This window comes from Ruminococcus bovis (assembly GCF_005601135.1).
Lineage (GTDB): Bacteria > Bacillota > Clostridia > Oscillospirales > Acutalibacteraceae > Ruminococcoides > Ruminococcoides bovis.
This window is the reverse complement of the sequence record NZ_CP039381.1, coordinates 1,014,186-1,040,957: the sequence shown is the minus strand read 5'-3', so window position 1 is coordinate 1,040,957 and position 26,772 is coordinate 1,014,186. Positions and strand designations below refer to the sequence as shown.

29 protein-coding genes and 3 tRNA genes are annotated in these 26,772 nt (G+C 34.7%); 6 read left to right on the top strand and 26 right to left on the bottom strand.

What is annotated here, in order from left to right; all coding sequences use genetic code 11:
* The first annotated feature begins 20 nt into the window (after nucleotides 1-20).
* Nucleotides 21-800 (top strand): histidinol-phosphatase, encoded by a 780-nt coding sequence (locus tag E5Z56_RS04905; RefSeq protein WP_138156789.1) that lies wholly within the window; start codon nucleotides 21-23, stop codon nucleotides 798-800.
* A 46-nt stretch (nucleotides 801-846) separates the two neighbouring features.
* Here the strand turns inward: E5Z56_RS04905 and E5Z56_RS04900 are convergent, their stop codons facing one another.
* The 6 genes from E5Z56_RS04900 to rplM all read right to left on the bottom strand — a co-directional run bounded on the left by E5Z56_RS04900 (nucleotide 847) and on the right by rplM (nucleotide 5,192).
* Nucleotides 847-1,476 carry an HAD family hydrolase gene (locus E5Z56_RS04900; protein ID WP_138156788.1) on the bottom strand — a complete coding sequence of 210 codons (630 nt, stop codon included), beginning with the start codon at nucleotides 1,474-1,476 and terminating at the stop codon, nucleotides 847-849.
* 9 nt (nucleotides 1,477-1,485) lie between these two features.
* The gene (locus tag E5Z56_RS04895; protein WP_175405379.1) at nucleotides 1,486-2,154 is read right to left on the bottom strand and encodes a sugar O-acetyltransferase; all 669 of its coding nucleotides are present in this window, start codon (nucleotides 2,152-2,154) and stop codon (nucleotides 1,486-1,488) included.
* 167 nt (nucleotides 2,155-2,321) lie between these two features.
* Nucleotides 2,322-3,647: a uracil-xanthine permease family protein gene (locus E5Z56_RS04890; protein ID WP_138156787.1), complete on the bottom strand. Its 1,326-nt coding sequence runs from the start codon at nucleotides 3,645-3,647 to the stop codon at nucleotides 2,322-2,324.
* Nucleotides 3,648-3,657: 10 nt separating this feature from the next.
* Entirely contained in the window at nucleotides 3,658-4,239 is a 582-nt protein-coding gene (locus E5Z56_RS04885; protein WP_138156786.1) for a xanthine phosphoribosyltransferase, read from the bottom strand.
* A gap of 105 nt (nucleotides 4,240-4,344) precedes the next feature.
* Nucleotides 4,345-4,746: a 30S ribosomal protein S9 gene (rpsI, locus tag E5Z56_RS04880; protein ID WP_022505906.1), complete on the bottom strand. Its 402-nt coding sequence runs from the start codon at nucleotides 4,744-4,746 to the stop codon at nucleotides 4,345-4,347.
* A gap of 17 nt (nucleotides 4,747-4,763) precedes the next feature.
* Complete coding sequence (gene rplM, locus E5Z56_RS04875) at nucleotides 4,764-5,192, bottom strand: 50S ribosomal protein L13 (protein ID WP_022505905.1); 429 nt, start codon at nucleotides 5,190-5,192, stop codon at nucleotides 4,764-4,766.
* A 265-nt stretch (nucleotides 5,193-5,457) separates the two neighbouring features.
* Here rplM and E5Z56_RS04870 point away from each other — a divergent pair, with 265 nt between their 5' ends.
* Nucleotides 5,458-6,411: an ROK family protein gene (locus tag E5Z56_RS04870; protein WP_138156785.1), complete on the top strand. Its 954-nt coding sequence runs from the start codon at nucleotides 5,458-5,460 to the stop codon at nucleotides 6,409-6,411.
* Nucleotides 6,412-6,522: 111 nt separating this feature from the next.
* Complete coding sequence (locus tag E5Z56_RS04865) at nucleotides 6,523-7,029, top strand: deoxycytidylate deaminase (RefSeq protein ID WP_138156784.1); 507 nt, start codon at nucleotides 6,523-6,525, stop codon at nucleotides 7,027-7,029.
* A gap of 50 nt (nucleotides 7,030-7,079) precedes the next feature.
* Here the strand turns inward: E5Z56_RS04865 and E5Z56_RS04860 are convergent, their stop codons facing one another.
* Nucleotides 7,080-7,754: a DUF6062 family protein gene (locus tag E5Z56_RS04860; protein ID WP_138156783.1), complete on the bottom strand. Its 675-nt coding sequence runs from the start codon at nucleotides 7,752-7,754 to the stop codon at nucleotides 7,080-7,082.
* A gap of 78 nt (nucleotides 7,755-7,832) precedes the next feature.
* Between E5Z56_RS04860 and E5Z56_RS04855 the strand changes: the two genes are divergently transcribed.
* The gene (locus E5Z56_RS04855; RefSeq protein WP_138156782.1) at nucleotides 7,833-8,672 is read left to right on the top strand and encodes a DNA-3-methyladenine glycosylase family protein; all 840 of its coding nucleotides are present in this window, start codon (nucleotides 7,833-7,835) and stop codon (nucleotides 8,670-8,672) included.
* Nucleotides 8,673-8,710: 38 nt separating this feature from the next.
* On the opposite strand, the gene E5Z56_RS04850 is transcribed toward E5Z56_RS04855, so the two are convergent.
* From E5Z56_RS04850 to guaB, 6 genes are all read right to left on the bottom strand, one after another.
* Complete coding sequence (locus E5Z56_RS04850; RefSeq protein WP_175405378.1) at nucleotides 8,711-10,663, bottom strand: N-acetylmuramoyl-L-alanine amidase; 1,953 nt, start codon at nucleotides 10,661-10,663, stop codon at nucleotides 8,711-8,713.
* A gap of 142 nt (nucleotides 10,664-10,805) precedes the next feature.
* Nucleotides 10,806-10,893: transfer RNA gene (locus E5Z56_RS04845), tRNA-Leu, on the bottom strand.
* Nucleotides 10,894-10,899: 6 nt separating this feature from the next.
* Nucleotides 10,900-10,974, bottom strand: a tRNA-Glu gene (locus E5Z56_RS04840).
* Between the two features lie 4 nt (nucleotides 10,975-10,978).
* Nucleotides 10,979-11,055 (bottom strand) — tRNA-Met (locus E5Z56_RS04835).
* Nucleotides 11,056-11,264: 209 nt separating this feature from the next.
* Nucleotides 11,265-11,762 carry a SprT-like domain-containing protein gene (locus tag E5Z56_RS04830; protein ID WP_138156780.1) on the bottom strand — a complete coding sequence of 166 codons (498 nt, stop codon included), beginning with the start codon at nucleotides 11,760-11,762 and terminating at the stop codon, nucleotides 11,265-11,267.
* Nucleotides 11,763-11,819: 57 nt separating this feature from the next.
* Complete coding sequence (gene guaB / locus E5Z56_RS04825) at nucleotides 11,820-13,289, bottom strand: IMP dehydrogenase (RefSeq protein WP_138156779.1); 1,470 nt, start codon at nucleotides 13,287-13,289, stop codon at nucleotides 11,820-11,822.
* Between the two features lie 169 nt (nucleotides 13,290-13,458).
* On the opposite strand from guaB, the gene E5Z56_RS04820 reads away from it, so the two are divergent.
* On the top strand, nucleotides 13,459-13,935 hold the full coding sequence (locus E5Z56_RS04820; RefSeq protein WP_138156778.1) for a hypothetical protein: 477 nt from the start codon (nucleotides 13,459-13,461) through the stop codon (nucleotides 13,933-13,935).
* 88 nt (nucleotides 13,936-14,023) lie between these two features.
* Here E5Z56_RS04820 and serS read toward each other — a convergent pair whose 3' ends face one another.
* The 13 genes from serS to rpmH all read right to left on the bottom strand — a co-directional run bounded on the left by serS (nucleotide 14,024) and on the right by rpmH (nucleotide 24,936).
* Nucleotides 14,024-15,310, bottom strand: coding sequence for a serine--tRNA ligase (gene serS / locus E5Z56_RS04815; RefSeq protein ID WP_138156777.1), 1,287 nt, complete (start codon nucleotides 15,308-15,310; stop codon nucleotides 14,024-14,026).
* An 11-nt stretch (nucleotides 15,311-15,321) separates the two neighbouring features.
* Entirely contained in the window at nucleotides 15,322-16,179 is an 858-nt protein-coding gene (locus tag E5Z56_RS04810; RefSeq protein WP_022505895.1) for a ParB/RepB/Spo0J family partition protein, read from the bottom strand.
* Nucleotides 16,172-16,945 carry a ParA family protein gene (locus tag E5Z56_RS04805; RefSeq protein ID WP_138156776.1) on the bottom strand — a complete coding sequence of 258 codons (774 nt, stop codon included), beginning with the start codon at nucleotides 16,943-16,945 and terminating at the stop codon, nucleotides 16,172-16,174. The genes E5Z56_RS04810 and E5Z56_RS04805 overlap by 8 nt, the downstream gene beginning before the upstream one ends.
* A 247-nt stretch (nucleotides 16,946-17,192) precedes the next feature.
* Entirely contained in the window at nucleotides 17,193-18,038 is an 846-nt protein-coding gene (locus E5Z56_RS04800; protein WP_138156775.1) for a ParB/RepB/Spo0J family partition protein, read from the bottom strand.
* A gap of 171 nt (nucleotides 18,039-18,209) precedes the next feature.
* A complete protein-coding gene (rsmG, locus tag E5Z56_RS04795; protein WP_138156774.1) occupies nucleotides 18,210-18,917 on the bottom strand; it encodes a 16S rRNA (guanine(527)-N(7))-methyltransferase RsmG in 708 nt (235 codons plus the stop codon).
* Nucleotides 18,914-19,132: a hypothetical protein gene (locus E5Z56_RS04790; RefSeq protein WP_138156773.1), complete on the bottom strand. Its 219-nt coding sequence runs from the start codon at nucleotides 19,130-19,132 to the stop codon at nucleotides 18,914-18,916. Before E5Z56_RS04790 ends, rsmG begins: the two co-directional genes overlap by 4 nt.
* 1 nt (nucleotide 19,133) lies before the next feature.
* The gene (gene mnmG, locus E5Z56_RS04785; protein WP_138156772.1) at nucleotides 19,134-21,002 is read right to left on the bottom strand and encodes a tRNA uridine-5-carboxymethylaminomethyl(34) synthesis enzyme MnmG; all 1,869 of its coding nucleotides are present in this window, start codon (nucleotides 21,000-21,002) and stop codon (nucleotides 19,134-19,136) included.
* A 1-nt stretch (nucleotide 21,003) separates the two neighbouring features.
* On the bottom strand, nucleotides 21,004-22,365 hold the full coding sequence (gene mnmE, locus E5Z56_RS04780; RefSeq protein ID WP_138156771.1) for a tRNA uridine-5-carboxymethylaminomethyl(34) synthesis GTPase MnmE: 1,362 nt from the start codon (nucleotides 22,363-22,365) through the stop codon (nucleotides 21,004-21,006).
* Between the two features lie 63 nt (nucleotides 22,366-22,428).
* Nucleotides 22,429-23,205, bottom strand: coding sequence for an RNA-binding cell elongation regulator Jag/EloR (gene jag / locus E5Z56_RS04775; RefSeq protein ID WP_138156770.1), 777 nt, complete (start codon nucleotides 23,203-23,205; stop codon nucleotides 22,429-22,431).
* Nucleotides 23,206-23,225: 20 nt separating this feature from the next.
* The gene (locus E5Z56_RS04770; RefSeq protein ID WP_138156769.1) at nucleotides 23,226-24,155 is read right to left on the bottom strand and encodes a YidC/Oxa1 family membrane protein insertase; all 930 of its coding nucleotides are present in this window, start codon (nucleotides 24,153-24,155) and stop codon (nucleotides 23,226-23,228) included.
* Complete coding sequence (gene yidD / locus E5Z56_RS04765) at nucleotides 24,152-24,397, bottom strand: membrane protein insertion efficiency factor YidD (protein ID WP_138156768.1); 246 nt, start codon at nucleotides 24,395-24,397, stop codon at nucleotides 24,152-24,154. Before yidD ends, E5Z56_RS04770 begins: the two co-directional genes overlap by 4 nt.
* 3 nt (nucleotides 24,398-24,400) lie before the next feature.
* The gene (gene rnpA, locus E5Z56_RS04760) at nucleotides 24,401-24,742 is read right to left on the bottom strand and encodes a ribonuclease P protein component (RefSeq protein WP_022505885.1); all 342 of its coding nucleotides are present in this window, start codon (nucleotides 24,740-24,742) and stop codon (nucleotides 24,401-24,403) included.
* A gap of 59 nt (nucleotides 24,743-24,801) precedes the next feature.
* A complete protein-coding gene (gene rpmH / locus E5Z56_RS04755; RefSeq protein ID WP_022505884.1) occupies nucleotides 24,802-24,936 on the bottom strand; it encodes a 50S ribosomal protein L34 in 135 nt (44 codons plus the stop codon).
* 367 nt (nucleotides 24,937-25,303) lie between these two features.
* Between rpmH and dnaA the strand changes: the two genes are divergently transcribed.
* Nucleotides 25,304-26,620 (top strand): chromosomal replication initiator protein DnaA, encoded by a 1,317-nt coding sequence (gene dnaA / locus E5Z56_RS04750; RefSeq protein WP_138156767.1) that lies wholly within the window; start codon nucleotides 25,304-25,306, stop codon nucleotides 26,618-26,620.
* The last annotated feature ends 152 nt before the right edge of the window (nucleotides 26,621-26,772 follow it).

Below are 26,772 nucleotides of genomic sequence, written 5' to 3'. Positions count from 1 at the left end.
ATTATACGAGGAGATTTGATATGTTATATAATCTTCATACACATACATTCAGATGTAATCATGCTACAGGTGAGGACAAGGCATATGTTGAATATGCTATACAATCAGGTGTTAAGGTTCTTGGTTTTTCCGACCATTGTCCTCAATTCTTCAAAAAGCCTAACTACTACAGTCACTTCCGTATGCGTCCTATTTTTGTGGAAAAATATGCACAGTCAGTTAGAGATTTAGCTGAGGAATACAAGGATGACATTAAAATTCTTTTAGGCTTTGAAACTGAGTATTATCCTGAAACTTATGATGAACTTATTAAAACTATTAGAGATTTAGATACAGATTACTTAATTCTTGGTGAACACCTAATCGGTAATGAATATGATGAAGAACAGTTTTATACCGGTGAGCGTGGTGGTGATGATTACCTAAAGAAATACACTGACCAAGTAATTGAAGGACTTGAAAAAGGTGTATTCACCTACCTCTGTCACCCTGACTTAGTTAATCATAAAGGCAGTAAAGAAGTATATATTAAGGAAATGACAAGACTTTGTGAAAAAGCAAAGGAACTTAATATTCCTTTAGAATACAATATGCTAGGTAAATATTACGGTAGGAACTATCCTAACAAGGTATTTTGGAATATTGCTAAGGAAGTTGGAAATACTGCTGTAATCGGTTTTGATGCACATACACCTACATTTATGTTAAAGACAGATTTACGGGATGAATGTGTAAATGAGCTTAACGACTTAGGTATTAAGCTACTTGATTTTGATGAAATCAACATTATTAAACCATAATAAGATATAGAAAAGGTGGGTACTTTAATTAGCACCCACCTTATTTTTATTTAAAAATTTCTTTAGCTACCTTAGGTAAATCAGAGAACTGTTCCAGTACAAACTCACTATCAGTATCACCAAAACCATACTTAGCATAGATAAATGGAACATTAGCAATAACAGATGCCTCTTTATCCATAACAGTATCACCAACATAACAAGCCATATCAAGGTTGTTTCTTTCTGCAACCATCTTAATATTTTCACCTTTACATTTACCGGTTCTACCTGCCATTTCAAAGTCCTCAAACAAATAACCTAGGTGAGAAACCTCCATAAAAATTTGAACATAACCATTCTCACTATTACTTACACAATAGAAAGAATATTCATCCTTCATACTGTTAAGTGTTTCTTCAACCTTAGGGTAAATTTCTCCACAACTTGAGTTTAGCACCTTATAACTGTTTTTGTCACACTCTTTAGCTATTTTCATTCTTGTATCATAGTCAAGGTCAGGCATATGAAGTTCTGCAATTTGCTCCAAAGTTTTGCCCATATAACTTTCCATTAGTGGTCTTGTTAATAATTTGCAAAAGTCATATTTGCTTAAAACTTCATTCCAACCCTTTACTGTAAGGTTAACGGTATCCCAAAGTGTACCGTCTAAATCAAATATTATCCCTTTCTTCATAACATTCTCCTATTCTCCTTGACTGCCAAAATTGTTTTCTATATCAACACCTGTTTCGGCATAATCATATAGTTCTTTGTCAATTTCCATATCTCTAAAATAATAATTTCTGTCTTCCTCGGTAATTTTCCTTATTACTCTACAAGGATTACCAACTGCAACTACATTGTCCGGAATATCCTTAGTTACAACACTCCCTGAACCAATAACAACATTACTACCGATAGTAACACCCGGATTAATTACTGTCTGAGCACCTACCCATACATTGTCACCAATAGTTACAGGAAAATTGTATTCAATCCCTAAATTTCTTGGATGAGGATGAACAGGATGACCTGCAGTATAAATACCTACATATGGAGCAAGAAACACATTATCACCGATAGTAACCTTTGCACCATCAAGAATAGTTACGCCTGTGTTGGCATAAAAGCCTTCTCCTACATATGTATTCTTGCCATAATCAAAGTAGATAGGTCTTTCCATCCATACTCTTTCACCTGTTCCCCCTAGCATTTCTTTAAGAAGTGCAATTCTACCTTTAAAATCATCAGGGTCAAGGTTGTTAAACTTAAACTGCAATCTCTGTTGATGCTGTCTTTCTTCTGCTAATTCTTTTTCGAATGTTAAACAAGGCTTACCGTTTAGCATTCTTTCTTTCATATCTAAACTCATAATTATATCTCCTAAGTTTTCCACATTAATATGGTTTTATTATTAATCATCAATAACAGTTTAACAACTCTAAACAGTAAATGTCAAGTTATAAAAACTAAAAAGTTTTCCACATAAAAAGGCATCCTCTCTGAGAATGCCTTTAGTGTTATATATAAATAATTAAATTACTGTTGTTCCATCTTTTTAGGAAGGATAAGGTTAAGAATAATTGCAGTTACAAACACAAGAGCAACACAGTTCTCGGCAAATACTGTCTTAACAAGTGTTGGGAAAATATCGAAAATTTCCGGACACTGAGTAAAGCCAAGACCTACACTAAGGGATAGTGCTGCAATAGTAATGTTACGCTGAGAGAAACCACATTTACCAATCATCTGTACACCACTGATAACAATTGTACCGAACATCATAATAGTACAACCACCAAGAACTGCACTAGGTAAAGTAGCAAGTAGTGTACCGATATAAGGGAAAAATCCGGCAAGAATCATAATCCCTGCACCTGTAGCAATAGCATATTTATTAACAACCTTAGTCATAGCTACAAGACCAACATTCTGGCTAAATGATGTGATAGGTAAGCAACCAAATACTGAGGACAAAGAACTTACAAAGCCATCACAAGCAATAGAACCGGAAGTTTCTTTAGTTGTTGCATCTCTGTTTAAACCTGAAGATGCAAGTGCTGATGTGTCACCGATAGTTTCTGTAGCTGAAACCATAAAGATTAGTACGAATGCAATAATTGCGTTTATATTAAATTCAGGTTTAAATGGAAGAATATGAGGTAATGAAACAATACTAACATCCTTAAATGCTGAGAAGTCAACCATACCCATACATAAAGCCAAAATATAGCCTACAACAAGACCGAATAAAACTGAAAGTTGCTTTAAGAAACCTTTTGCAAAAATGTTGAACAAAATACAACTTACAAGTGTAACCATACCAAGAATCCAATGTTCAACTGCACCAAAGTTATCAACACCTGAACCACCACCAAAGGACTGAGCACCTACTGATAGAAGTGAGAAACCAATGGCAGTAACAACTGTGGCTGCAACAATAGGAGAAACTATCTTAATCCAATACTTAGCAAATAGTCCCAACACACCTTCTACCAAGCCACCAATAAGTACAGAACCGATAATAGTGCCGTAACCATACTGTGCACCTACTGTACAAGCTAGGGAAACGAATGTAAAGCTAATACCCATAACAATAGGAAGTCCCGAACCTACTTTCCAAAGTGGAAATAGCTGAATAAGTGTACCGATACCGGCAATTATCATTGCACTTTGAAGTAACATACTGGCATCTTTAGTGGATAAACCTGAAGCACCGGCAACAATAATAATAGGTGTAATATTTGCAACAAACATTGCAAGGATGTGTTGTAGTCCAAATGGAAAAGCTTTTAAAAGACTTATCTTTCCATCAAGGGTGTATATTGCATCCATTTCTTTATTATTAACTTTTTCTTTAGTCATTATGTACCCCTTACTGTTCTCTAAAAGTAATCTTGCCTGTTTTTTCATCCATATCTTCAACAATAGCAAGTGACTCCAGCTGATAACCAAGATTACGAATAATATTGCCACCAACCTGGAAACCTTTTTCAATAGCAATACCGATACCTTCAACAGTACCACCGGCTTGGTTAATAATAGATATAAGTCCCTGTAATGCACAACCGTTAGCTAGGAAGTCATCAATAACAAGTACATGGTCATCTTCGTTTAAAAACTTCTTAGAAACAATAACTTGGTTCTTACATTTATGTGTGAAAGACTCAACCTCAGCAATATACATTTCACCCTCAATGTTAATGCTCTTAGACTTTTTAGCAAAAACAACCGGTACACCAAAGTGCTGAGCTACTACACAAGCAATACCGATACCGGAAGCCTCAATAGTAACAATCTTGTTGATGTTCTTGCCTTCAAATCTTCTCTTAAATTCTTCACCCATCTGATTAAATAGGTCAATATCCATTTGGTGATTTAAGAAACTGTCAACCTTAAGAACATTACCCTCTTTTACAATACCGTCTTTAACTATTCTTTCTTCTAAAAAATTCATAGTATATTATCCTTTTCCCATAATCCTTATATTTATAAACAATTCTTTATAAAAGAAATTCCCTTGGAATAACTCCAAGGGAAAATAATATTTGTTGTGCAAAAATTATCTCTTTGAGAACTGTGGTGCACGACGAGCAGCCTTTAGACCGTACTTCTTTCTTTCCTTCATACGAGGGTCACGAGTTAAGAAGCCAGCTTTCTTAAGAGCTGATCTTAGGTTTTCGCTATCGTACTGTAGAAGTGCTCTTGAAATACCGTGACGGATTGCACCGGCCTGACCGGTAACGCCACCACCTGCAACTCTACATACAACATCGAACTTTTCGCCTGTCTCTGTTAGTTCAAGAGGCTGACGAACGATTAGCTTTAGTGTATCAAGACCGAAATATTCGTCGATATCTCTGTCGTTGATTGTGATCTTACCAGTACCCTGATATAGTCTTACACGAGCTACTGATGATTTTCTTCTACCTGTGCCATAGAAAAATGGTGTCTTATCGTACATTATAATAGCCTCCTTCCTTAAATTTCATATGCTTCTGGTGACTGAGCAGCATGATTGTGTTCTGCACCAGCAAATGGTCTTAGTCTTAGAATCTGTGCTCTACCTAGTGAGTTATCAGGTAGCATACCCTTAACAGCAAGTTCAACAGCCTTTTCTGGGCGTGTAGCCATAAGTGTATCATAGCGTGTAGCTTTTAGATGACCGATATAACCTGTGTGTCTGTACCAAACTTTCTGAGTTAGTTTATTACCAGTTAGAACGATGTCCTTGCAGTTTACAACGATTACGTGATCACCGCAGTCAACATGTGGTGTGTATGTTACTTTGTGCTTGCCTCTTAGAAGAGTAGCAGCTTCAGCAGCAACCTTACCAAGAGTCTTGCCCTTAGCGTCAATTACATACCACTTGCGTTCAACTTCGCCTTTTTTAGCCATATAAGTTGACATAAAATTGTCCTCCTTGTTCGTTAATCTTTAATTGCAAAGATGATTTTATCACCTTTGTAAAGAGAAGTCAACACTTTTTTGAAATATTTTAATTTATCTTTATACAATCTCTTAAATACTCCTTTATTCTCTCGTATACTCACTTATACTCATTTGCTATTTTAAAAAATAATTCAGCATTTATCCCATTTTCTGATGATTACCATTGAAAATAGTACCTATTTGTGGTATAATTCTTAGCATAAATAATAGGAGGTTAATTCCCATGAACGAATATAAAATAGGTATCGACCTTGGTGGTACAAATATTGTTGCAGGTGTTGTAGATAAAGAATTTAACATTATTGCAAGAGCAGAGTGTAAAACTGCTATTCCTAGACCTGAAAGTGAAGTATGTGACTCAATGGCAGAAATCGTTAGAGAAGCTATTGCAAGAGCAAATCTAACAATGGATGATATTGCACACATTGGTATCGGTGTACCGGGTGCAGTAAATCCTGAAACAAGAATTGTAGAAACTTGTCCTAACTTGCGTTTCCAAAACTGGGAAATCAGCAAGATGCTAGAAGAAAGACTTCATAAGTATGTAAAGATTGAAAATGACGCTAATGCTGCTGCTTGGGGTGAATTCCTAGCAGGTTCAGCAAAGGGCTGTAAAAATGCTGTAGCTATTACACTTGGTACAGGTGTTGGTGGTGGTATCATCATTGACGGTAAGCTATACAGTGGTAGCAACTATGCCGGTGCAGAACTTGGTCATATGGTAATCGTTAAAGATGGTCAAGAATGTGGTTGTGGCAGAAAAGGTTGTTGGGAAGCATACGCATCAGCTAATGCACTAATCAGAATGACTAAAGAAGCTATTATGAATGAAAATGCTGAATTCTCATATATGCTAAAGTCTGTTGGTGGTGACATTAACAAGGTTAACGGCAAGACACCATTTGACGCAATGCTTGCAGGTGACTCAACAGGTAAAGAAGTTATTAACAAGTATGTTGGCTACTTAGCAACAGGTCTTGTAAATATCGTAAACATCTTCCAGCCTGATATTATCTGTATCGGTGGTGGCGTTTGCAGACAAGGTGAAAACCTACTTGCTCCTGTAAGAGCTATTGTTGAGAAAGAAAGAATCACAAAATACAATGAAAAGCAAACTGTTATTTGTACTGCATCTCTAGGTAATGATGCCGGTATTATCGGTGCAGCAATGCTATAATTTTTGAAACCTAAATAACACTAAGCCATCCATAATTTTGGATGGCTTTTTTATTGACTTATATATTCTAAGATTGTACAATATAATCAAAGTACCTTATGAGGTGAGTATATGAAAAGACAAGATTATATAAGCTGGGACGAATACTTTATGAGTATTTCTTTACTTGCAGCACAGAGAAGTAAAGACCCTAATACTCAGGTAGGTTGCTGTATTGTCAGTGGCAAGGACAGTCCTTATCCTGAAAATGTTATTATATCAACAGGCTACAACGGTTTTCCTTACGGTTGTTCAGATGATGAATTTCCTTGGGACAGAACCGGTGCACCAAATGCAACAAAATATCCTTTCGTAGTACATTCTGAGTTAAATGCAATTCTTAATGCCGGTGGCAAGTCTCTTGTTGGTGCAAAGTTATATGTATCACTATTCCCTTGCAATGAATGTGCAAAGGCTATTATTCAGTCAGGCATAAAGGAAATTGTATATCTATCTAATAAATATAAAGATACCGATGCAACTAAGGCATCAGAAAGAATGTTAACATCAGCCGGTGTTAAGCTGACACAGTTTAAACCTACTAAGGACAAGATTGTTCTTGACTTTAACATTGAATAAAAATAGGCAGTTCAAGTTTTCCACATTTGAACTGCCTTTTTATTTATAATTTATGGTTTTTCTTTAGTTAAGAATTCGATGTTTCTTTCAATAACATTGATACTCTTTCCCCAATCCTTGCCTTGGTTACGATAATCAAACATACTGCAAAAATATGTTGTATCTTCTTTTAATTCAAGAAGATAGTTTTTGAAAAGATTTGTTGTTGTTTCGTAGAAATCGGTTAAATCCTTACCCTTTAACTTTCCACTTGCATTTTCAAGTACCTTTCCGTAATGTTCAAGACAAATAAAATCTTGGTCTTTGTAAAGATTTTGAAGGTCATTGCCCTTTTTCCATTCTGTAAAAACAATTTGGATAAGATGATTCATATTGCTTTCTATTCTGTCACAAACATAACAACTGTGAGTCAGCTCTTTTATCTTTGCTAAGAACTTTTTGTCAGGCTTTTTACCTTTAGGCAATGCATCAATAATTTCTTGTAGGTGGCTTTCCATAATAAGTGCATTAGGTAGCTTTTTACCTGACTGTTGCATCATTGAAAAGTGTCTATGACAAAAACCTTTTTTGTTGGTTTCTATTCTGGTATTAGGCTCCATCATAGCGTCACCTATAATATAGTCAACTTGAATTTTCTCAAGCATTTTTTCCATAGTGCAAAAAGGACAACCCTTTTTCTCCATAAAAATATCATTAATTGGTATTGTGCGAATATCTTCTTTCATAGCTTACATCCTTAATTTAAGATACATTAAGTATATCATATAACTTTTATTTATGCTATAATAATTGTGGTGAATATAATGATTTATGAATTAATTAACAATAATGTTGTGGTACATAATGTTACTGCACTAAATTTAGCTGAAACTTTAGATTGTGGTCAGTCCTTTAGATGGGTTGAAAACTCTGACAAATCTTTTACAGGTGTTGCCTATGGCAAGGTCGTTACTGTTAGACTTAAGGGCAATGACTTTATAATTGAAAACAGTAGTATAGAGGACTTTGAAAATATATGGAAAAGGTACTTTGATCTTGAACTTGATTATGACAAAATCAGAAAAGAAGTTAGTGAAATTCATCCTATATTAAAGGAAGCCTCAGAATATGCATCAGGTATTAGAATTTTGCAACAAGACTCTTGGGAGGCACTTTGCACCTTTATAATAAGTCAAAACAACAATATAAAACGAATTAAAGGTATTGTAGAAAGGCTATGTGAAACCTTTGGTGATAGGATTGGTGATACAGGTTACTTTTCCTTTCCTACTGCTGAAAGGCTGTCACAACTAACACCTGAGGACTTATCCCCTATTAGAGCAGGATTTAGAAACAAATATATAATTGATGCAAGTAAAAAGGTTGCAACCGGTGAAGTTGACCTTGATAAATGCAGAGAAATTTCCTATGATGAGGCAAAGGCTGAATTGTGCAAAATCAAGGGTGTTGGTGTTAAGGTAGCCGATTGTACTTTACTTTTTGGCTTTCATAGGATTGAGGCATTTCCTATTGATGTGTGGATGAAAAGAGCAATGGAAAAGCTATTTCCTAATATGACAGGTAGCGACTTTGGACCTTATGCCGGTATTGCACAACAATATATTTTCCACTACTCAAGAATGCATCCGGAATTATTTGAATAAAAATTTAGAGTGTGACTAATAATAGCCACACTCTTTTTTTAATACAATGTATTTGTCTTTACATAATAGTAATTATTCTTATAGCACACATAGGAGTAACCTTTTTTCTTACCCTTATTGATAGCAGAAACAAGTTGTACTCTTGTGTTGTATGATAGGAACTTTACTTTATATTTATTACCACAAGGCTTAGTATATAGATAAGTACCCTTATAATTTACCTTTTTATTAACATACTTTGAGCCATATGCAAGGTTAGTAAGGTTGTTTTGTACATAGCCTTTTTTGTTGGAAATCTGTACATATGACCAACCGTTAAAGTTATCTCTTAAGAAAGTAACCTCTTGACCTTTAGATATTTTCTGAAGTTTCTTGCTACTGTTTCCATATTCATCAACTATATCTTTAGACCATACATACAAATCACTTTTAGCCTTGATTTTCTTATGATATGTACCGGACTTTAGGTCAGGGTTTTTATCAATTTCATAAATCTTTTTCTTTACGGTATTTCTAAAGTCATTCATATTCTTACCGTAAATTTTTAGCCAATGGTCAATGTCACCATGGGCACTACCATAACCCTCTGCACAAGCACCTGCATGACTGGTAACCTTAGTATATGGCAAGCTATATCTTAAGCATAAATATGCACAGAAGTCAGTTGCCTCATCATACACTTGATTAAAGTATGTTCTGTTGTACTTACTATCTTCGCAACATTCAAATTGAATATACCCAGGGTCATAGTTGTATGAACCTTTAGGTCCACCACCTACACCCCAACAAGCCATTTCAAAAGGCAGTACTTGCCATACTTCTAACTTTCCCTTAGAATTTTTACCTAGAAATGCATGAACACAAACCTCTCTACCTCCGGGAGTTGGAACATTCCAAGCCGGTACATAAGTTCTTAGGTATGGTGCATTAACGCCTGTTGAATGAACTACAATGCCCTTAGGGTCAATAGCCGTTCTCTCCTTATAACAATTATTGTTTGTAAAAATGTATTGGTATAGCTGAAATGATGTAACTATAATTTTCATCTTATTTGATGTTTTGTTACTACCATCTGTTGACTTGCAATAAACATAGCAAGTACCCTTTTTCTTAGCTTTTACTTTACCATTACTATCAATTGTTGCAATATTCTTATTTGTGGTAAACCACTTTACCTTTTTATTTGTAGCAATACTAGGATTTAAATTAGCCTTAACTGTAGTAGTCTTTTCCTTGCAAACAACTTCCTTAGTATTTAAAGTAATACTGCTAATCATTAAGATAACATTATTACCGTTTACTCTGGCATACTTATAAATAGGAGTGTTTGTACCATAACATTGAATTTTAGTAGTTTTAGGAATTGTATAGCCACCAAAATTAATTGATAAATTGGAATTTAAAACCTTAATTAAAGGTGTTTTACTGTCCTTAAATGCATCTACATTAATTCTGGAAATATTCTGGTTTAAAGTTATTGCAGTTAATTTTTTAGTATTTAGAAATGCACATTTGCCAATAGATTTTAAATTTTTGCTATAATAAATTTTCTGCAAGTTAATCATATCGGCACACATATATGAACCGATGTTAGTTAGGTTAGTTGCCTTATTAACATATACTGCCTTAACATCACTTGCAAAGTTATGCCATGGTGGTAGGTTCTTTTCTGAATAGTTATTCATTGTAGCACCTACACCTGAAATATGCAAAGTACCGTTATTTCTGTTGAAATAATATTTTAAATTAACACCTGCAACACCGGAATACTTAATTGTTGGTTCTGTAGGTTCAGTAGGCTCTGTTGAGTCAGTTGGTGTTGTTACAGTAGGGTCACTACTTTCCGTAACAGGTTCAGTTGTTGTAGTAACTGTTGTTTCTGTTGTACTAACCTCTTCCTCATTATCCACAGCGAAAGCTGTTGTAAAAGTTGAAAGCACAATTACTGTTGCAATAACTATAGACAACAACTTGCTAAAACTATTGTTCATAAAAATCACCCTCATTACTAATATAATATTATTTTACAATATAAAAGTAATATAGTCTAGTGAAAAAATGACAAAAGAAAAAAGACACCTAAAAAGGTGTCTAAACCGATATGCTGATGTTACACAAGGTAGTCCCAGCATTTGGTGCTGGTGACCGGACTTGAACCGGTACGGATTATTAGTCCGAGGGATTTTAAGTCCCTTGTGTCTGCCTATTCCACCACACCAGCGAATTTTGGTGACCCGGACGGGAATCGAACCCGTGTTACCGCCGTGAAAGGGCGGTGTCTTAACCGCTTGACCACCGGGCCATATTGGTAGCGGAAATAGGACTTGAACCTACGACACTTCGGGTATGAACCGAATGCTCTAGCCAGCTGAGCTATTCCGCCGTATTTTGCGCTTTCTTTTGGAAGTCAGCATAAATAATTATAAACTAAAAGTTTGTATTTGTCAATACTTTTTTAAGAATTTTTTTAAAAAATTTCTTATTTCTTTTAGTAAAGACTTCAAAAGCGTCTTTTCGTCTTATTTCCTCTCTAAGACGAATGTTATTATACTATATAAAAAAGAGAATTGCAAGTGTTTTTTGAAACTTTTTTTATTTTTTTATAATTTTATATACTATCAGTTTTCCTTTACACTTTGAACACCTATAAAGTTGAGGATTTGTGATTAATTTCGACTTTTTCATTCTATACATTTTGGTGTTACAGTTCTCACACATAACAAGGTACTTCGCTTCATTCTGAATTTGAGTTACTTCTTTCCCCTTATATGTTGTTGTAACATTGTAGCCAAGTTGATTTATCTTATCACAATAGTACTTAAACCTTTTTCCATGGTTGAAACAACCATAACAAGTGTGTATTAATTCATGGGCAATGGTGTTCATTATCTCTTCTTTTGAATAATTAAAAAGAAAGTCAGACACTTCTATTACAAAACTACCATTGACCTTTCTGCAACAACCATGCATTCTCTTTGCTCTGGTATTTATTTTTATTTTTACATTCTTAGTATAAGGTATCTTTATTTTGTCCATATCTGCCTTTACTAATTCATAAAGGCTATATAAATATGTAAGTTTATTTTCCATAATAACATAAGTACAGGGCTCTCAAACGAGAACCCTGTTTAAAATCAAAGTTTTTAATTATACATTAAAGCTATAGTTAGGAGCTTCCTTAGTAATCTGAATGTCATGTGGATGGCTTTCCTTTAGACCTGCACCTGAAATCTTACAGAACTTAGCCTTTTCGTGTAGGTCTGTAATTGTAGCACAACCTGTATAACCCATACCGGCTCTGATACCACCAATCATCTGGAATACTGTATCAGCTAGAGGTCCCTTGTAAGGTACTCTACCTTCAACACCTTCAGGAACAAGCTTCTTGTTACCACCCTGGAAGTATCTATCAGAAGAACCCTTGCCCATTGCAGCAAGTGAACCCATACCACGGTAAACCTTGAACTGTCTGCCCTGATAAATTTCTGTTTCACCAGGAGATTCCTTACAACCTGCAACAAGTGAACCAACCATTACTACTGAACCACCGGCAGCAAGAGCCTTAACAATGTCACCACTGTACTTAATACCACCATCAGCAATAATAGGCACACCGTACTTTTCAGCTTCTCTTGCAGCATCAAAGATAGCAGTAACCTGAGGTACACCAATACCTGCAACAACTCTTGTTGTACAAATAGAACCAGGACCAATACCAACCTTAACTGCATCAGCACCGGCTTCAATTAGGTCGTGAGTAGCTTCAGCAGTTGCAACATTACCGGCAATAAGCTGAACATCAGGATAAGCAGCCTTAACCTTAGCAACACTCTTAACAATGTTACTATTGTGACCGTGAGCAGAGTCAAGAACAAGTACATCAGCACCGGCTTTTACAAGTGCTTCTACTCTGTCAAGTACATCAGGAGTAGCACCGATAGCAGCACCACATAGTAGTCTACCCTTTTCATCTCTTGATGAATTTGGATACTGAATTGACTTTTCAATATCCTTAATTGTGATAAGACCACCTAGGTTGCCATTTTCATCAATAAGAGGAAGTTTCTCTACTTTATGCTTCTTTAGTAGTTCTTTAGCTTCTTGAAGTGTTGTACCAACAGGAGCAGTGATTAGGTTTTCCTTAGTCATAACTGCTGAGATTGGTTGGTTAAAATCTTCTTCACTTAAGAATGCCATATCTCTGTTAGTAATAATACCAACAAACTTTCCATTTTCACAAATTGGAACACCTGAGATTTTGAACTTACCCATAAGTTCATCAGCTTCTGCAACTGTCTTTTCAGGTGATAGATAGAAAGGATTTGTGATAACACCATTTTCTGAACGCTTAACTCTGTCAACCATATCAGCTTGTGCTTCGATAGACATATTCTTATGGATAATACCGATACCGCCTTCACGAGCAATAGCAATTGCCATTTCAGACTCAGTAACTGTATCCATAGCAGCAGTCATAAGTGGTGTGTTTAGCTTGATTTTCTTAGTAAGATGAGTAGAAATGTTAACATCTTTAGGTTCTACATCTGACTTACCAGGAATTAGAAGTACATCGTCAAAAGTGAGTGCTTCTTTAACAAATTTTTCTTCATTAATCATGGCTCATTTCCTCCTAAATATATACTTACCTATTTTATTTATTGACAATTATTATACCATTAATGCCCTGTAAATTCAAGATAATTTTCAACATTTTCCTTGTTATTTTGTTGAAAAATACACCGTAATATGATATATTAAAAGTAAAGTATTTGTGAGGTGAACACTTTTGAAAAATAAGGAAATTAAACTACCAACAAGTGTTGAAAATAACATTATTTCTATTATAAATACAATTGAAAAAATTTATGAAATTAAGTTTACAGAGTTTAGCTTATTGACTACTAAAATTGACAACAACACAGAGGAAGTCCGTAATCAAATTCTTGAAGTCAGAAATCTTCTTCGTAATCAAATGGAAATTTGTGATGAACAAATTACTGTCCTATTTGAAAATGAAAACTATACCGGAAAGCAGTTTCTAAAGAACTTTATTGAGGAATTTACTTTGGTTGATGCTAAGCCTAAGAAAAGATATGCTTACTATGATGCTGAAAGACTTATTCGTGATGAATATGAATTCTGTAAAAATCGTAAAGTAAGAAAAGCTATCAACAAAATGGAAAAGCAAAGAAGAAAGTTCTACAAGCTTTCTAACAACTATACTAAGAAAACTCAGGTTAAAAAGATACTTACAAATAGCTGAAGTTTTCATCATTTTGAGAATTTAATAAGGAAAACTATTTATAGTTATAAAGAATGCCTATCCGTTTGGATAGGCACTTTTTTTATCATTATTTCTTTGGAACCATTTTTTCCATACCACCCATATATGGACGAAGTGCTTCAGGAATATTTACAGAACCATCTTCATTTAGGTTATTTTCTAGGAATGCAATTAACATTCTTGGAGGTGCAACAACTGTGTTGTTTAGTGTATGTGCAAAGTACTTACCGTCTTTACCTGATACTCTAATCTTTAGTCTTCTAGCCTGAGCATCACCTAAAGTTGAGCAAGAACCAACTTCAAAGTACTTCTTCTGTCTTGGTGACCATGCTTCAACATCAACAGACTTAACCTTTAGGTCTGCTAAGTCACCTGAACAACATTCAAGTGTTCTAACAGGAATATCCATTGAACGGAATAAATCAACAGTATTCTGCCATAGCTTGTCGTACCATTCCATACTATCTTCAGGCTTACATACAACAATCATTTCCTGCTTTTCAAACTGGTGAATACGATATACACCTCTTTCTTCAATACCGTGAGCACCCTTTTCTTTACGGAAACATGGTGAATATGAAGTTAGTGTATAAGGTAGGTCTTCTTCCTTTAACATCTGGTCTTTAAACTTACCAATCATTGAGTGTTCTGATGTACCGATTAGATATAGGTCTTCACCTTCGATTTTGTACATCATAGCATCCATTTCAGCAAAGCTCATAACACCTGTAACAACATCTGAACGAATCATAAATGGTGGTACACAGTAAGTAAAGCCTCTGTTAATCATAAAATCTCTTGCATAAGAGATAACTGCACTGTGAAGTCTTGCAATATCACCCATTAGATAATAGAAACCATTACCGGCTACTCTACGAGCAGAATCTAGGTCAATACCATCAAATCTTTCCATAATATCTGTGTGATATGGTACTTCAAAATCAGGTACTTTAGGTTCGCCATAACGCTGAACTTCCACATTTTCGCTATCATCTTTACCGATAGGAACTGACTTATCAATGATGTTAGGAATAACCATCATTCTGCTTGTTACTTCTTCCTGTAGCTCAGCTTCTTGCTTTTCAAGTTCTGCAAGTCTGTCACCCTGTTCAGTAACAAGCTTCTTCATTTCTTCAGCTTCTTCTTTCTTGCCCTGACCATATAAAGCACCAATCTGCTTACTAAACTTATTTCTGTTTGCTCTTAGCTGGTCAGCTTCCTGCTTAACTGCTCTTGACTTCTTGTCAAATTCAATTACTTCATCAACAAGTGGAAGTTTGCTGTCCTGAAACTTATTCTTAATATTCTGTTTTACAACATCTGGGTTTTCTCTTAGAAATTTAATATCAATCATTTTTGTTCTCCTTATTCCTTAACCTCTAATTTATTTGCAATTTCAATCAAGTCATCTTGACTGTAAAATTCAAGTGTAATAGTACCACCCTTGCCTTTACTCTTTTTAGAAACAGAAACTTTTCTGCCTAAGTTTTCATTTAGTGCAAGTTCTACTTCTTTAAAGAAGTTTGGCTTTTCTTCTTTCTTTGGTGGTTCTTTCTTTTCTTTCTTTAGATTCTGAGTAATCTTTTCTGTTTGTCTAACTGATAAGTCCTTATCAAGTATTTCTTGGGAAATAGTAATCATATCAGCTACATTTTCTAGGGAAAGCAATGCTCTTGCATGACCACTGGAAATTCTACCGTCAGCAAGTAAGATAAGTACTTCTTCCGGCAAGTTAAGTAGTCGTAACGAGTTAGCAACTGCCGATCGGCTCTTCCCTACAGACTCAGAAACTTGTTCTTGAGTAAAACCATAAGTATCCATCAATGTTTTGTAACCCTTAGCTTCTTCTACAGGAGTTAGGTTTTCTCTCTGTAAGTTCTCAATAAGGGCAATTTCCATTGTTTCTTTGTCGTCAAGTTCTCTAATAACAACCGGTACTTCTGTTAAACCGGCCATTCGTGATGCTCTGTATCTTCTTTCACCGGCTACAATCTGATAACCACCATAAAGTAGTGGTCTTACTAGTAGTGGTTGTAAGATACCATGTTTACTGATGCTTTCAGCAAGTTCAGCTAAAGATTCATCATCAAAGTCCATTCTTGGTTGGTCTTTGTTAGGTTCAATCTCTGAAATATTAAGTGTTACAGTGTTGTTCTGGTCTTCACTTTCATTTTCCATAAAGATTGCCGACAAACCCTTGCCTAGTCCACTTTTTTTAGCCATTACTTTTCTCCTTCTTTATAATTTCTGTTGCAAGAGAAAGGTAAGCCTCAGTACCTTTACATTTCTTATCAAAATAATAACAAGGCATACCAAAGGAAGGTGCTTCTGATAATCTAACACCTCTAGGAATAACTGTGGCAAATACTTTCTTAGGAAAGAACTTCTTTACTTCAGCTACTACTTGTTGTGTCAAATTAAGTCTTCCGTCATACATTGTAAGCAACACACCCTCAATATCAAGGTGTGGATTGTACATTCTTTTTACTCGTCTAACTGTAGCCATTAGCTGACTTAAACCTTCAAGTGCATAATATTCGCATTGAATTGGCACTAGAATTGTATCTGCCATAGTTAGAGCGTTAGTTGTGATAACACCAAGAGATGGTGGGCAGTCAATTATAATATAGTCAAATTCTTGTTTAATAGACACTACAGAATTCTTCAGAATTGACTCTCTGTGTGGATAATCGGCAATTTCAAGCTCAGCACCGGCAAGGTTAATATCACTCGGCAAAAGTGAAAGACCTTGAAACTCTGTTTCAACTATACATTCTTCTGCCGATATTCTCTCTGTTAAAATTGTATATGTACTGTTCTTAACATTTCTTCTGTCAATACCCAGTCCACTTGTTGAATTTCCTTGAGGGTCAACATCAATTAGTAATACTTTTTTATTATATAAACCAAGGGATGCAGCTAAATTTACTGCAGTGGTAGTCTTGCCTACACCACCCTTTTGGTTTGCAACTGCAATTACTTTTGTCATTTTTTCACCTTAAAAATTCATAATATTCTTTCGTACCCTTAAATTATACCATACCTATAGTGAAAATTAAAGTATTTACAGTGATTTCTATTATATATTTTCAGATTTTTCTCTCTGTTTCACACTATTATTGTTTCACGTGAAACATAACGCCAAAAGGCCACACATTGCTGTGTGACCTTTGGCAAGGGGTTCAGATAAGGAAATGGGTATGAGTGGATCGGATAAAGAAATAAATTTCTCCATCCTAAGAGGAAAGCATTTTTAGGCATCTGGATTTCTCCAGTGCAGTTTCTTTGGGAATTTTCACTGTATATTCTATATAGTCCTCAGTTTCTTCTTTGTTACTAACTGCGTCAATTCCCGACATACGCATAGTATCTACTGCTCGACTTATGGTATTGACAAATATTCGTACATCCTTAACCACAATCTTTTTATCAGTATTGTTATGTAAGGGTTGTACCTTTTTATTATCAAGTAATGAAGCAATGTACTTTTCTGTTTCTTTTACATTTAAGTTTTCTGCAATAATATGTGACAATACTTCCTTTCTACTGTCCTCATCCTGAATTTTTAGCAAAGCTCTTGCGTGTCTTTCAGTTAATCCGGCTTGAGTTATCCAGTCCTGTTCATCATATGAAAGTCTAAGTAACCTTAGCTTATTGGCAACAGTAGATTGCTTTTTGCCAAGTTGTATTGCAGCTTGTTCCTGAGTTATGCCATATTTTCTAATCAAACGGTTAATACCACGAGCTTCTTCAAACATTCCTAAATCTTTTCTTTGGAGATTTTCAATCAAAGCAAATATAGCTGAGTCTTTGTCGGAACACTTCATTACTATACAAGGAATCTTAGTAAACCCTGCCATTACACTTGCCCTTAGTCTTCTCTCCCCTGCTATCAGTTCATACTCATCATTTTTTAGTTTACGAACTGTTAGTGGTTGCAGTAAACCATTGTTGGAGATTGACTGAGAAAGTGAACGCAAGTCCTCTTCATAAAAGTCTTGTCTTGGCTGAGTTTTATTAGGTCTGATTTTTCTTGCTGGTATTTCAATAACTTTCTTATTGTATTTAGTCAGCAACTTCATTTCTTAATCATTCCTTTGTTTTCCCTGTGACTATATAATACACCATTCCATATAAAAACCTTGTCGTTTTAGCACCGAATAAAAAATTTTGTTTTGTAACTATATATATTAATTTGTCGGAAAATAAAAAAACATTCTTACTAACATTAGTTAATAAGAATGTTGAAAACTTTATTTAAGTGGATTGTTCTTTATTTTGCCACCTTGTCTTGGATACTGCATTGGTGTATGGGATTTTTTATTTACAACAATGATAGTTCTTTCATCACCGTTAGGTAATAAGAATTCATCACACTTTACAATTTCACCGTTAAGAGTTTTAATTGCACCTTTTGCATTTTCAAGTTCCTCAGCACCGTTTTTGCCTTTCATAGCAACCATTTTGCCTTTTACCTTAACGAATGGCATTAAATATTCTGAAAGTGTATTCATATTGGCAACTGCACGAGATGTGGCAATATCGAATTTCTCTCTTAAATTCTTATCTCTGCCACCTTCTTCTGCTCTTTTATGAATAATCTCAGCATCAATACCTATATTATCGCAAACTTCTTGTAAAAATATAAGTCTTTTATTAAGGCTATCAAGCAAAGTTAATTGAATGTCAGGTCTCATAATTTTTAAAGGTATACCGGGAAAACCTGCACCTGTACCAACATCAATTACTTTTCCACATTCTTTTATATCTGTGTGGAAAAGAAAAGTGATACTATCATAAAAGTGCTTAATTGCAACTTCTGTTGGTTCAGTTATTGCAGTAAGGTTCATTTTTTTATTCCACTCTATAAGCAACTGATAATACTTTTTAAATTGGCCTATTTGAGTATCATTTAATGTAACATTTTCTTTTGCAAGAGCATTTACCAGAGTTTCTATCATTTTCTTTTCTCCATAAAAGTTCTGTTAATAGCTGTACCATCATTTTTACATTCATAGATAACAGCTTTGGTAGCTACCTTTTTATCTACATAGTTACCGTTGTCATCCATATAGAATATTTCAGAGTAGTCACCACCATTAGGTGTAGGTCTGTTATACCTTTCGTGAGTGACCTTTTCTTCAATACCATCAAGATTTATAATTTCTCTATCCATATTAACCTCTTTGAGTTAGCCAAATAAGTAGTACACTAATATCTGCCGGTGAAACACCACTGATCCTTGATGCTTGACCAATATTATCAGGTTTAACATTGTTTAGCTTTTCTTGAGCCTCTAGTCTTAAACCTGTAACAGTCTTATAGTTAACATCTTTAGGTAGTAGCTTTTTCTCTAACTTACGCATTTTCTCAACTTGTTCAAGTTGTTTCTTAATATAACCCTCATATTTTATCTCAATTTCAACTTGTTCAAAAATATTATGGTCAATATTAGGTCTATCCTTATCAACCTCAGTTAAACAATCATAATTTAGCTGAGGTCTTTTTAATAGGTCAATCATTCTAACACCTGTAGTTACCTGAGATGTTTCACGTGAAACAAGTATGTTGTTTAACTCATCAGTTGGAGAAAGAACAGTATTCTTAATACGCTTGTACTCTTCTTTCTTAAGTTCTTGTTTATTAAGATATTTATTCCATCTTTCATCAGTAATAAGACCAATTTCTCTGCCAAGTGGTGTAAGTCTTACATCAGCATTATCTTGACGAAGAATAAGTCTGTATTCACTACGGGAAGTCATCATTCTATATGGTTCATTACAACCTTTAGTAACTAGGTCATCAACTAAAGTACCAATATATGATGATGCTCTGTCTAGAATAAATGGTTCTCTGCCTTGTACCTTTAGTGCAGCATTTATACCGGCAATTAAACCTTGGGCAGCAGCCTCTTCATAACCACTACTACCGTTAAACTGACCTGCACCATATAACCCTGAAAAATCTCTAAACTCAAGAGTATTATCCATCTGAGTTGGGTCAATACAATCATATTCAATAGCATAAGCCGGACGCATAATAACTGCATTTTCAAGACCCTTGATACTATGATAGAATTCTGTTTGTACTTCTTCAGGTAGTGATGAACTCATACCTTGCAAATACATTTCTTCTGTTTCAAGACCACAAGGTTCAATAAATAGCTGATGTCTTTGCTTATTGCTGAATCTAACAATCTTATCTTCAATACTTGGGCAATATCTAGGGCCTACACCCTCAATTTTACCGGCATATAGTGGACTTCTCTGAATATTATTCAAAATAATTTCCTTAGTCTTTTCGTTAGTCCAAGAAATATGGCATACTACCTTGTTATCACCTAGACTTTCAGTATCATAACTAAATGGTACAGGTGGCACATCACCCTCTTGTACTTCAAGGTCAGAAAAATCAATAGAACTTCTAAGTACTCTAGCCGGTGTACCTGTTTTAAATCTTCTTAACTTTAAACCAAGATTTTTTAGACTTGCACCTAAGAATTTTGCCGGAAAAATACCGTCAGGTCCACTTTCATAAGAAGTTTCACCTACAAAAATTCTACCACCTAAATAAGTACCTGTAGCAATAACTACTGCTTTCGCAGTAAAAATCGCATCCATTCTTGTCTTTAGCTTCCAAGTACCGTCATTATCTCTGTCAAGTTCAGTGATTTCAGCTTGACGAAGGATTAGGTTCTCTTGAAGTTCAATCTTATGCTTCATAGTATCGGCATATTTTCTTCTGTCAATTTGTGCTCTTAGAGAATGTACAGCCGGTCCTTTACCTCTGTTCAACATTCTCATCTGTAAGAAACACTCATCAGCAGTCTTACCCATTTCACCACCAAGGGCATCAATTTCTCTTACTAAATGTCCCTTTGCAGTACCACCGATTGATGGATTACATGGGCAGTTACCAACTGCATCATTGTTAATTGTGAAAATTATTGTTTTACATCCTAGTCTAGCAGATGCAAGTGCTGCCTCAATTCCGGCATGACCTGCACCAATAACTGCTACATCAAAATTACCTGCATTATATCCCATATTACTTACCTACACAGAAATTATGAAATACTGAATCCACAATTTCTTCTCCTGCCTTTTCTCCGGTTAATTCTAATAAATAATCAATAGTTTCTTGTAAAGAAACAGTAATAGCATCCATAGTCATACCCATTGCTAAACTTTCTTTTGCTTCATAAAGACTATTTACTGCATTTCTGATTGCATTTCTTTGTCTTTCATTGGCAATAATACCAGCACTAGGGTCAAAGTCCTCTGTACCGGCTATTTTTTCAATCATACTCTTCAGTTCATCAATATTATCCTGTTGTTTAGCTGATATATAAACTACATTTTCTATATTATCTGTAATATACTTTTTGTCAACCTTATCATCCAAATCAATTTTATTGATTACGGCAATACAAGGCATATCCTTTATTTTATTAATAAGGTCAATATCTTCGGTATTAAGTTCTTCATTATTATCAAACAGTGCAATTACTAAACCTGCACCGTTGATTTTATCAAAGGTTTTTTGTACACCTATCTTTTCAATTTCATTGTCGGTATCACGAATACCGGCAGTATCAGATAGTTTTAGCATTACATTACCAACTAAAACTGTATCCTCAACTACATCCCTAGTTGTACCGGCAATATTGGTTACAATTGACTTTTCTCTACCTACAAGTAAATTCATCAAAGTTGATTTACCGGCATTAGGTCTACCGGCAATAACTGTGTCTATTCCCTCTTTCACTACTTGTCCCATATCATAAGTTGAAAGTAGTTTTTCAAGGATAGAAATACTTTCTTCTATTGCTTCTATTATAGAGTCCTCAGATACTTCTGGAATATCCTCTTCCGGATAGTCTGCCCAAGCTGAAAGATGAGCTGCTTTATCAAGTAACAACTGTTTTACTTGCTGACTTTTCTTAAACAAAGCACCATCCTTAACAAACAAAGCAGCCCTTGCTGCACTTTTTGACTTAGCTGAAATAATATCCATAACCGACTCAGCTTCTGTTAAGTCCATCTTGCCGTTTAGGTATGCTCTCTTTGTAAATTCTCCCGGTTCAGCTAAAGATGCACCTGACATAATAACTGCATTTAAAACTTCTTTAGTAATATACATACCACCATGACAAGAAATCTCAACTACATTTTCACCTGTAAAACTTTTTGGTGCAACATACTTTAGAACAACTGCCTCATCCAGCACTTCTTCATTATTATATATATGTCCGAAAAGGGCAGTGTAGCCCTTAATATCCATAATTTTTTTTCCACTGACTGACTTAAAAATTTTATCTACAATAGTAAATGAATCTTCGCCACTTACTCTGATTACACCAATTCCACCTTGTCCTTGGGCAGTAGAAATTGCTGCAATAGTACTCATAAAACCACAACCTTTTATAAAAAAATAGAGACGATAAAAATCGCCTCTATCATTAGTAATCAATTATAATTTTCCGTAAAGGCTACCTTCGTTGATTGGCTCTCTGGTTGGTGTGCTTGTTGTGCTTTCACCACTTCTGTTATAACCACCACGTCTGCCTCTATTATTATTGTTATTTCTTCTGTCATATCTTGGTCGAGCATCAGGGTCAGGACCGATAACAACATGACGGTTCATATTTTCACCTTCACTCCAAGATGTAGCACCTCTAACCTTTTGAACTGCTGTATGAATGATTCTTCTTTCATATGGGTTCATTGGTTCAAGGGCTGTTTTTGCACCTGTTTTAGCTGCTTTAAAAGCAAGTTTTCTACCTAGAATTTCAAGAGTTTTTTCTCTCTTTTCTCTGTAGTTACCTGTGTTAATTGAAATTCTGTAATAGTTATTCTCTACATGATTTGCAACTAAACCTGTTAGGTACTGTAGAGCATTTAGAGTGTCACCTCTTCTGCCGATTACATAACCGATACCTTCACCTTCAAGGTTTATTTCAGCACCGTTTTCATCTTCTTTAACTGTCATTTCAATTTCAGTTAAACCAAGTGCATTTAAAATATTTCTAAGATATTCTGTAGCTACCTTTGCAGGTGACTCTTTTTCTTTAAATGTTACCTTAACCTTAGCATCCTTACCACCAAAAAGACCTAGCTTTTTCTTTTCAGGTTGCTGTACAACTTCAAAGTCCACACCTTCAGTTGTGGAGTCAATGCCAAGTTCATTATAGGCATTTTGAAGGGCGATTTCTATGGATTCGCCAACACCAATAGCTTCCTTAATCACTTTTTCACCTTCTGAAATAATTACAATTTTCTTTCATTCTGTTCAAGCAAAGCAACATGTCTTGCTTCTTGATTTGCAATCATTGTAACCGGGTTGTAGAACTTGTGCATAACAATGGACTGTACTAAACCTAGTAGTGTAGAACAAATCCAGTAGAAACCTACGGCAGCAGGTACATTATAAGCAATCCATGCTGAGAATAGTGGCATTGCTAACATCATTGCCATCATACAACCCTGCATCTGTGTGCCGTTTAGCTTCATTGTTAGAATCTGAGTTACAACTGATGAAACAAAACACAAAACAGGAATAATTGTATAGAATGAGCCAAAGAAACCATATGTTGATGGTAACTGTAGCATACTAATTCCACTACCAGGAATTAATTCAAAACCATTAGCTAACATTTCAATATGACTTATTTCTGTCTGTGTAAAACAGTTATGAACAAAATCAGTATTAAGCATTGCACTAAAGTTATTTAAAACTTCAATCTGCTGATAATATGTATTTACACCACTATGTAGAGGCATACCCGGAATATGTTGTGCATATGTTACTGCAGAATTTACTAGGTCACCGTTTAGGTGTAATGTATTTGTAAGAGGAGAAGAAATACTGTAGAAGATACCTAGCATAACAAGCATAGGTACGATACTGGTTAAGCAACCGGAAGAAGGGTTAACTCCCTCTTTCTGATAAAGCTTTTGCATCTCCTCATTTGCTTTCACTTTATTATTTTTATATTTTTCTTGAATTTCTTTTTGCTTTTTCTGAAGTCTAGCATTATTGGCCATAGCCTTCTGTTGCTTGATTGAAAACGGAAAAAGAACAATTTTAGCTAAAATTGCAAAAATGATAATTGCTATGCCGTAGTTTTGTACAACATAGAAAATAGGCCACAAAACATAACCGAATATACTTCCGAAGAAGTTAAATATTGCCATCATTTTGGATTTCTCCTCTTTATTTTCTCTTTCTTTGGTGGTACAGGGTCATATCCCCCTTTGGAGAAAGGATTACATCTTAAGATTCTCCAGATTGTCATTAAACCACCTTTAAATGCACCATGTACAGAGATAGCCTCTAATCCATATGAAGAACAAGTGGGATAGTACTTACACTTTGAACTGGTTAATGGAGAAATGCATTTTTTATAAAACTTAATAACTGCTATAAAAATCTTTTTCATTATTTACGCAGTCCTCAAAACCTTCGCTTTTTTCAGATGATCAGTCATTTCTTTCTTTACAACATCACTTTTTACATAAGGAGTCTTGCCCCTAGCTACAAAGACAATGTCATAACCCGGAATAATATCACTGTACAGATCATAAAGAGAAGCTCTGATAACTCGTCTTGCTCTGTTTCTCTGCACAGCCTTACCAATTTTCTTACTGGTTGTTATTCCGTACCTTTTTTCATTACTTCTGTTTTTCAGAACATAGGTTACAAGGGAAGAACTAACATAACATTTACCCTTACGATAAAGTCTGAGAAAATCCCTGTTCTCTTTTAAAGTAACATTTTTTCCCATAGTGTTCCCCTTTTGATAAAATAAAAGAAAGACCACTTTGTAATAAAGTGGCCCTTATTTTAGTAAGACAACTGCTTTCTACCTTTAGCTCTTCTTCTTGCTAAAACTTTACGGCCATTCTTAGTTGCCATTCTTTTTCTAAAGCCATGTTCTTTCTTTCTATGAAGCTTCTTAGGCTGATATGTTCTCAACATTAGGAAACCCTCCTTTCGGATTTAAATACATTACCTTGCAATATAGAATTATATATTATTTTGCAATAACAGTCAACAAAAATTTTCTTTTTTTTCATTAAAATTTTCTTTAAACTCAAAAACAAGTGTAAAACCCACCACATATAGTATTAACTTAAATTTTAAATACTACCTATATGACCTAAAAAATAAATAATTCGGTATATATTTTATAATAGTAATATATACATACATAATACAGAAATTATTTGTTGCAAATTTTTTTGATTTTTGTTATAATACATAGTGAATTTGTATGGGTGGGATTTTGCCCTTTTTTATTTGATACAAATAATTGATACTATAGTACGACTAAGGAAGTGAAAAAATGGATTCGTTTAATGAGGCGTGGAATATTATATGTGAATATTGTAAAAACAACACAACTACTTTTGCATATGATGTTTGGATTAAAAAGATTGAACCTGTAAGTCTTGACTTTGATAAGGGAGAAGTTACTCTTTTAGTTCCAAATGATTTTCACAGACAAACACTCCAGAAATGTTATATTCCACTTTTAAATGATGCATTTGATAGTGTTTTTGGAACTCATTTTCAAATTGTTTTTCAAGTTCCACAAGAAGTAAATAACATTCAAGAAAAAGAACAGAAGTCAACGGCTGAAACAGGATATGACTTTACATTTGATACTTTTATTGTAGGTTCATCCAACAAGTTTGCTCATGCTGCTTCAATTGCAGTTGCTCAAAACCCAGCCGGTGCTTATAACCCTCTTTTTCTTTATGGTCACAGTGGACTTGGAAAAACTCACTTGCTTTGTGCCATTAGTAATGAAATAAAGAAAAATCATCCTGAAACTAATATAGTATATGTTAAGGGTGATGATTTTACTAACGAACTTGTTGAGGCTATCAGAAAAGGTTCAACTTCAGGACTTAGAAACAAATACAGAAACGCTGATGTTCTTTTGGTGGACGATATTCAGTTTATTGGTGGTAAGGAACAGACTCAGGAAGAATTCTTCCATACATTTAATGCTCTTTATGAAGCTAATAAACAGATTGTTCTTACATCAGATAGACCTCCAAGAGAAATTAAGACTTTGGAAGAAAGACTTCGTTCTCGTTTTGAGTCAGGTTTACTTGCTGATATTCAGCCACCTGATATTGAAACAAGAATTGCTATTGTAAAAAGAAAGTCTGAGATTCTTGGTATTAACCTAAGTGATGATGTTTGTGAATATATTGCTAAAAATCTAAAAACAAATATCCGTCAGCTTGAGGGTGTTGTAAAGAAACTAAAGGCTAAAATTCTTCTTTCAGGTGAAGAACCATCTTTATCAGTAGTAAAAGAAGGTATCAGCGATATTCTTAATGATGACACACCACCTGAACTGACAGTAGAAAAGATTATTGAAGAAGTTGCCAGAAACTATGGCTTTAGTCCTGATGAAATTAAAAAGTCAAAGAGCCGTAGAGCTGACTTAAGCCAAGCAAGACATATTGCAATCTACATAGCAAGAAATATCACTAACTTAACTGCTGTAGAAGTTGGTAAAGAATTCGGTGGTATGCACTACTCATCTGTACTGTATGCAACAGAACATATTGAGAAAGATATGAAGACAAATAATGATATAAAAGAGTCTGTTGAGGACATAATTAAGAATATTAGAGACAGATAAGTTTTCCACATTTCCTTACACATTAACATCACATAGATTCACATAATGTTGAAAACTTTAGAATTTTAAAAAGTTATCAACATTCCGAAAAATTATCAACATTTTCTGTGAGGAGTTAAAAATGTGATGATAACTAATCTACTGTGAGTTTT

What these genes read in the sequence shown, in the direction of transcription:
- guaB (WP_138156779.1), bottom strand. Translation starts at nt 13,289, where the DNA reads ATGATTAATGAAGAAAAATTTGTTAAAGAAGCACTCACTTTTGACGAT.
- serS (WP_138156777.1), bottom strand. Translation starts at nt 15,310, where the DNA reads ATGATTGATATTAAATTTCTAAGAGAAAACCCAGATGTTGTAAAACAG.
- rnpA (WP_022505885.1), bottom strand. Translation starts at nt 24,742, where the DNA reads ATGGGAAAAAATGTTACTTTAAAAGAGAACAGGGATTTTCTCAGACTT.
- E5Z56_RS04890 (WP_138156787.1), bottom strand. Translation starts at nt 3,647, where the DNA reads ATGACTAAAGAAAAAGTTAATAATAAAGAAATGGATGCAATATACACC.
- E5Z56_RS04860 (WP_138156783.1), bottom strand. Translation starts at nt 7,754, where the DNA reads ATGAAAGAAGATATTCGCACAATACCAATTAATGATATTTTTATGGAG.
- E5Z56_RS04800 (WP_138156775.1), bottom strand. Translation starts at nt 18,038, where the DNA reads ATGAAGTTGCTGACTAAATACAATAAGAAAGTTATTGAAATACCAGCA.
- E5Z56_RS04905 (WP_138156789.1), top strand. Translation starts at nt 21, where the DNA reads ATGTTATATAATCTTCATACACATACATTCAGATGTAATCATGCTACA.
- E5Z56_RS04895 (WP_175405379.1), bottom strand. Translation starts at nt 2,154, where the DNA reads ATGAGTTTAGATATGAAAGAAAGAATGCTAAACGGTAAGCCTTGTTTA.
- rpmH (WP_022505884.1), bottom strand. Translation starts at nt 24,936, where the DNA reads ATGTTGAGAACATATCAGCCTAAGAAGCTTCATAGAAAGAAAGAACAT.
- E5Z56_RS04855 (WP_138156782.1), top strand. Translation starts at nt 7,833, where the DNA reads ATGATTTATGAATTAATTAACAATAATGTTGTGGTACATAATGTTACT.
- E5Z56_RS04885 (WP_138156786.1), bottom strand. Translation starts at nt 4,239, where the DNA reads ATGAATTTTTTAGAAGAAAGAATAGTTAAAGACGGTATTGTAAAAGAG.
- yidD (WP_138156768.1), bottom strand. Translation starts at nt 24,397, where the DNA reads ATGAAAAAGATTTTTATAGCAGTTATTAAGTTTTATAAAAAATGCATT.
- rplM (WP_022505905.1), bottom strand. Translation starts at nt 5,192, where the DNA reads ATGTCAACTTATATGGCTAAAAAAGGCGAAGTTGAACGCAAGTGGTAT.
- dnaA (WP_138156767.1), top strand. Translation starts at nt 25,304, where the DNA reads ATGGATTCGTTTAATGAGGCGTGGAATATTATATGTGAATATTGTAAA.
- E5Z56_RS04790 (WP_138156773.1), bottom strand. Translation starts at nt 19,132, where the DNA reads ATGGATAGAGAAATTATAAATCTTGATGGTATTGAAGAAAAGGTCACT.
- E5Z56_RS04865 (WP_138156784.1), top strand. Translation starts at nt 6,523, where the DNA reads ATGAAAAGACAAGATTATATAAGCTGGGACGAATACTTTATGAGTATT.
- E5Z56_RS04850 (WP_175405378.1), bottom strand. Translation starts at nt 10,663, where the DNA reads ATGAACAATAGTTTTAGCAAGTTGTTGTCTATAGTTATTGCAACAGTA.
- E5Z56_RS04830 (WP_138156780.1), bottom strand. Translation starts at nt 11,762, where the DNA reads ATGGAAAATAAACTTACATATTTATATAGCCTTTATGAATTAGTAAAG.
- E5Z56_RS04810 (WP_022505895.1), bottom strand. Translation starts at nt 16,179, where the DNA reads ATGGCTAAAAAAAGTGGACTAGGCAAGGGTTTGTCGGCAATCTTTATG.
- mnmE (WP_138156771.1), bottom strand. Translation starts at nt 22,365, where the DNA reads ATGAGTACTATTGCAGCAATTTCTACTGCCCAAGGACAAGGTGGAATT.
- E5Z56_RS04805 (WP_138156776.1), bottom strand. Translation starts at nt 16,945, where the DNA reads ATGACAAAAGTAATTGCAGTTGCAAACCAAAAGGGTGGTGTAGGCAAG.
- E5Z56_RS04770 (WP_138156769.1), bottom strand. Translation starts at nt 24,155, where the DNA reads ATGATGGCAATATTTAACTTCTTCGGAAGTATATTCGGTTATGTTTTG.
- rsmG (WP_138156774.1), bottom strand. Translation starts at nt 18,917, where the DNA reads ATGATAGAAACTCTGGTAAATGCTCTTGCAAAAGAAAATGTTACATTA.
- mnmG (WP_138156772.1), bottom strand. Translation starts at nt 21,002, where the DNA reads ATGGGATATAATGCAGGTAATTTTGATGTAGCAGTTATTGGTGCAGGT.
- E5Z56_RS04900 (WP_138156788.1), bottom strand. Translation starts at nt 1,476, where the DNA reads ATGAAGAAAGGGATAATATTTGATTTAGACGGTACACTTTGGGATACC.
- rpsI (WP_022505906.1), bottom strand. Translation starts at nt 4,746, where the DNA reads ATGTACGATAAGACACCATTTTTCTATGGCACAGGTAGAAGAAAATCA.
- E5Z56_RS04870 (WP_138156785.1), top strand. Translation starts at nt 5,458, where the DNA reads ATGAACGAATATAAAATAGGTATCGACCTTGGTGGTACAAATATTGTT.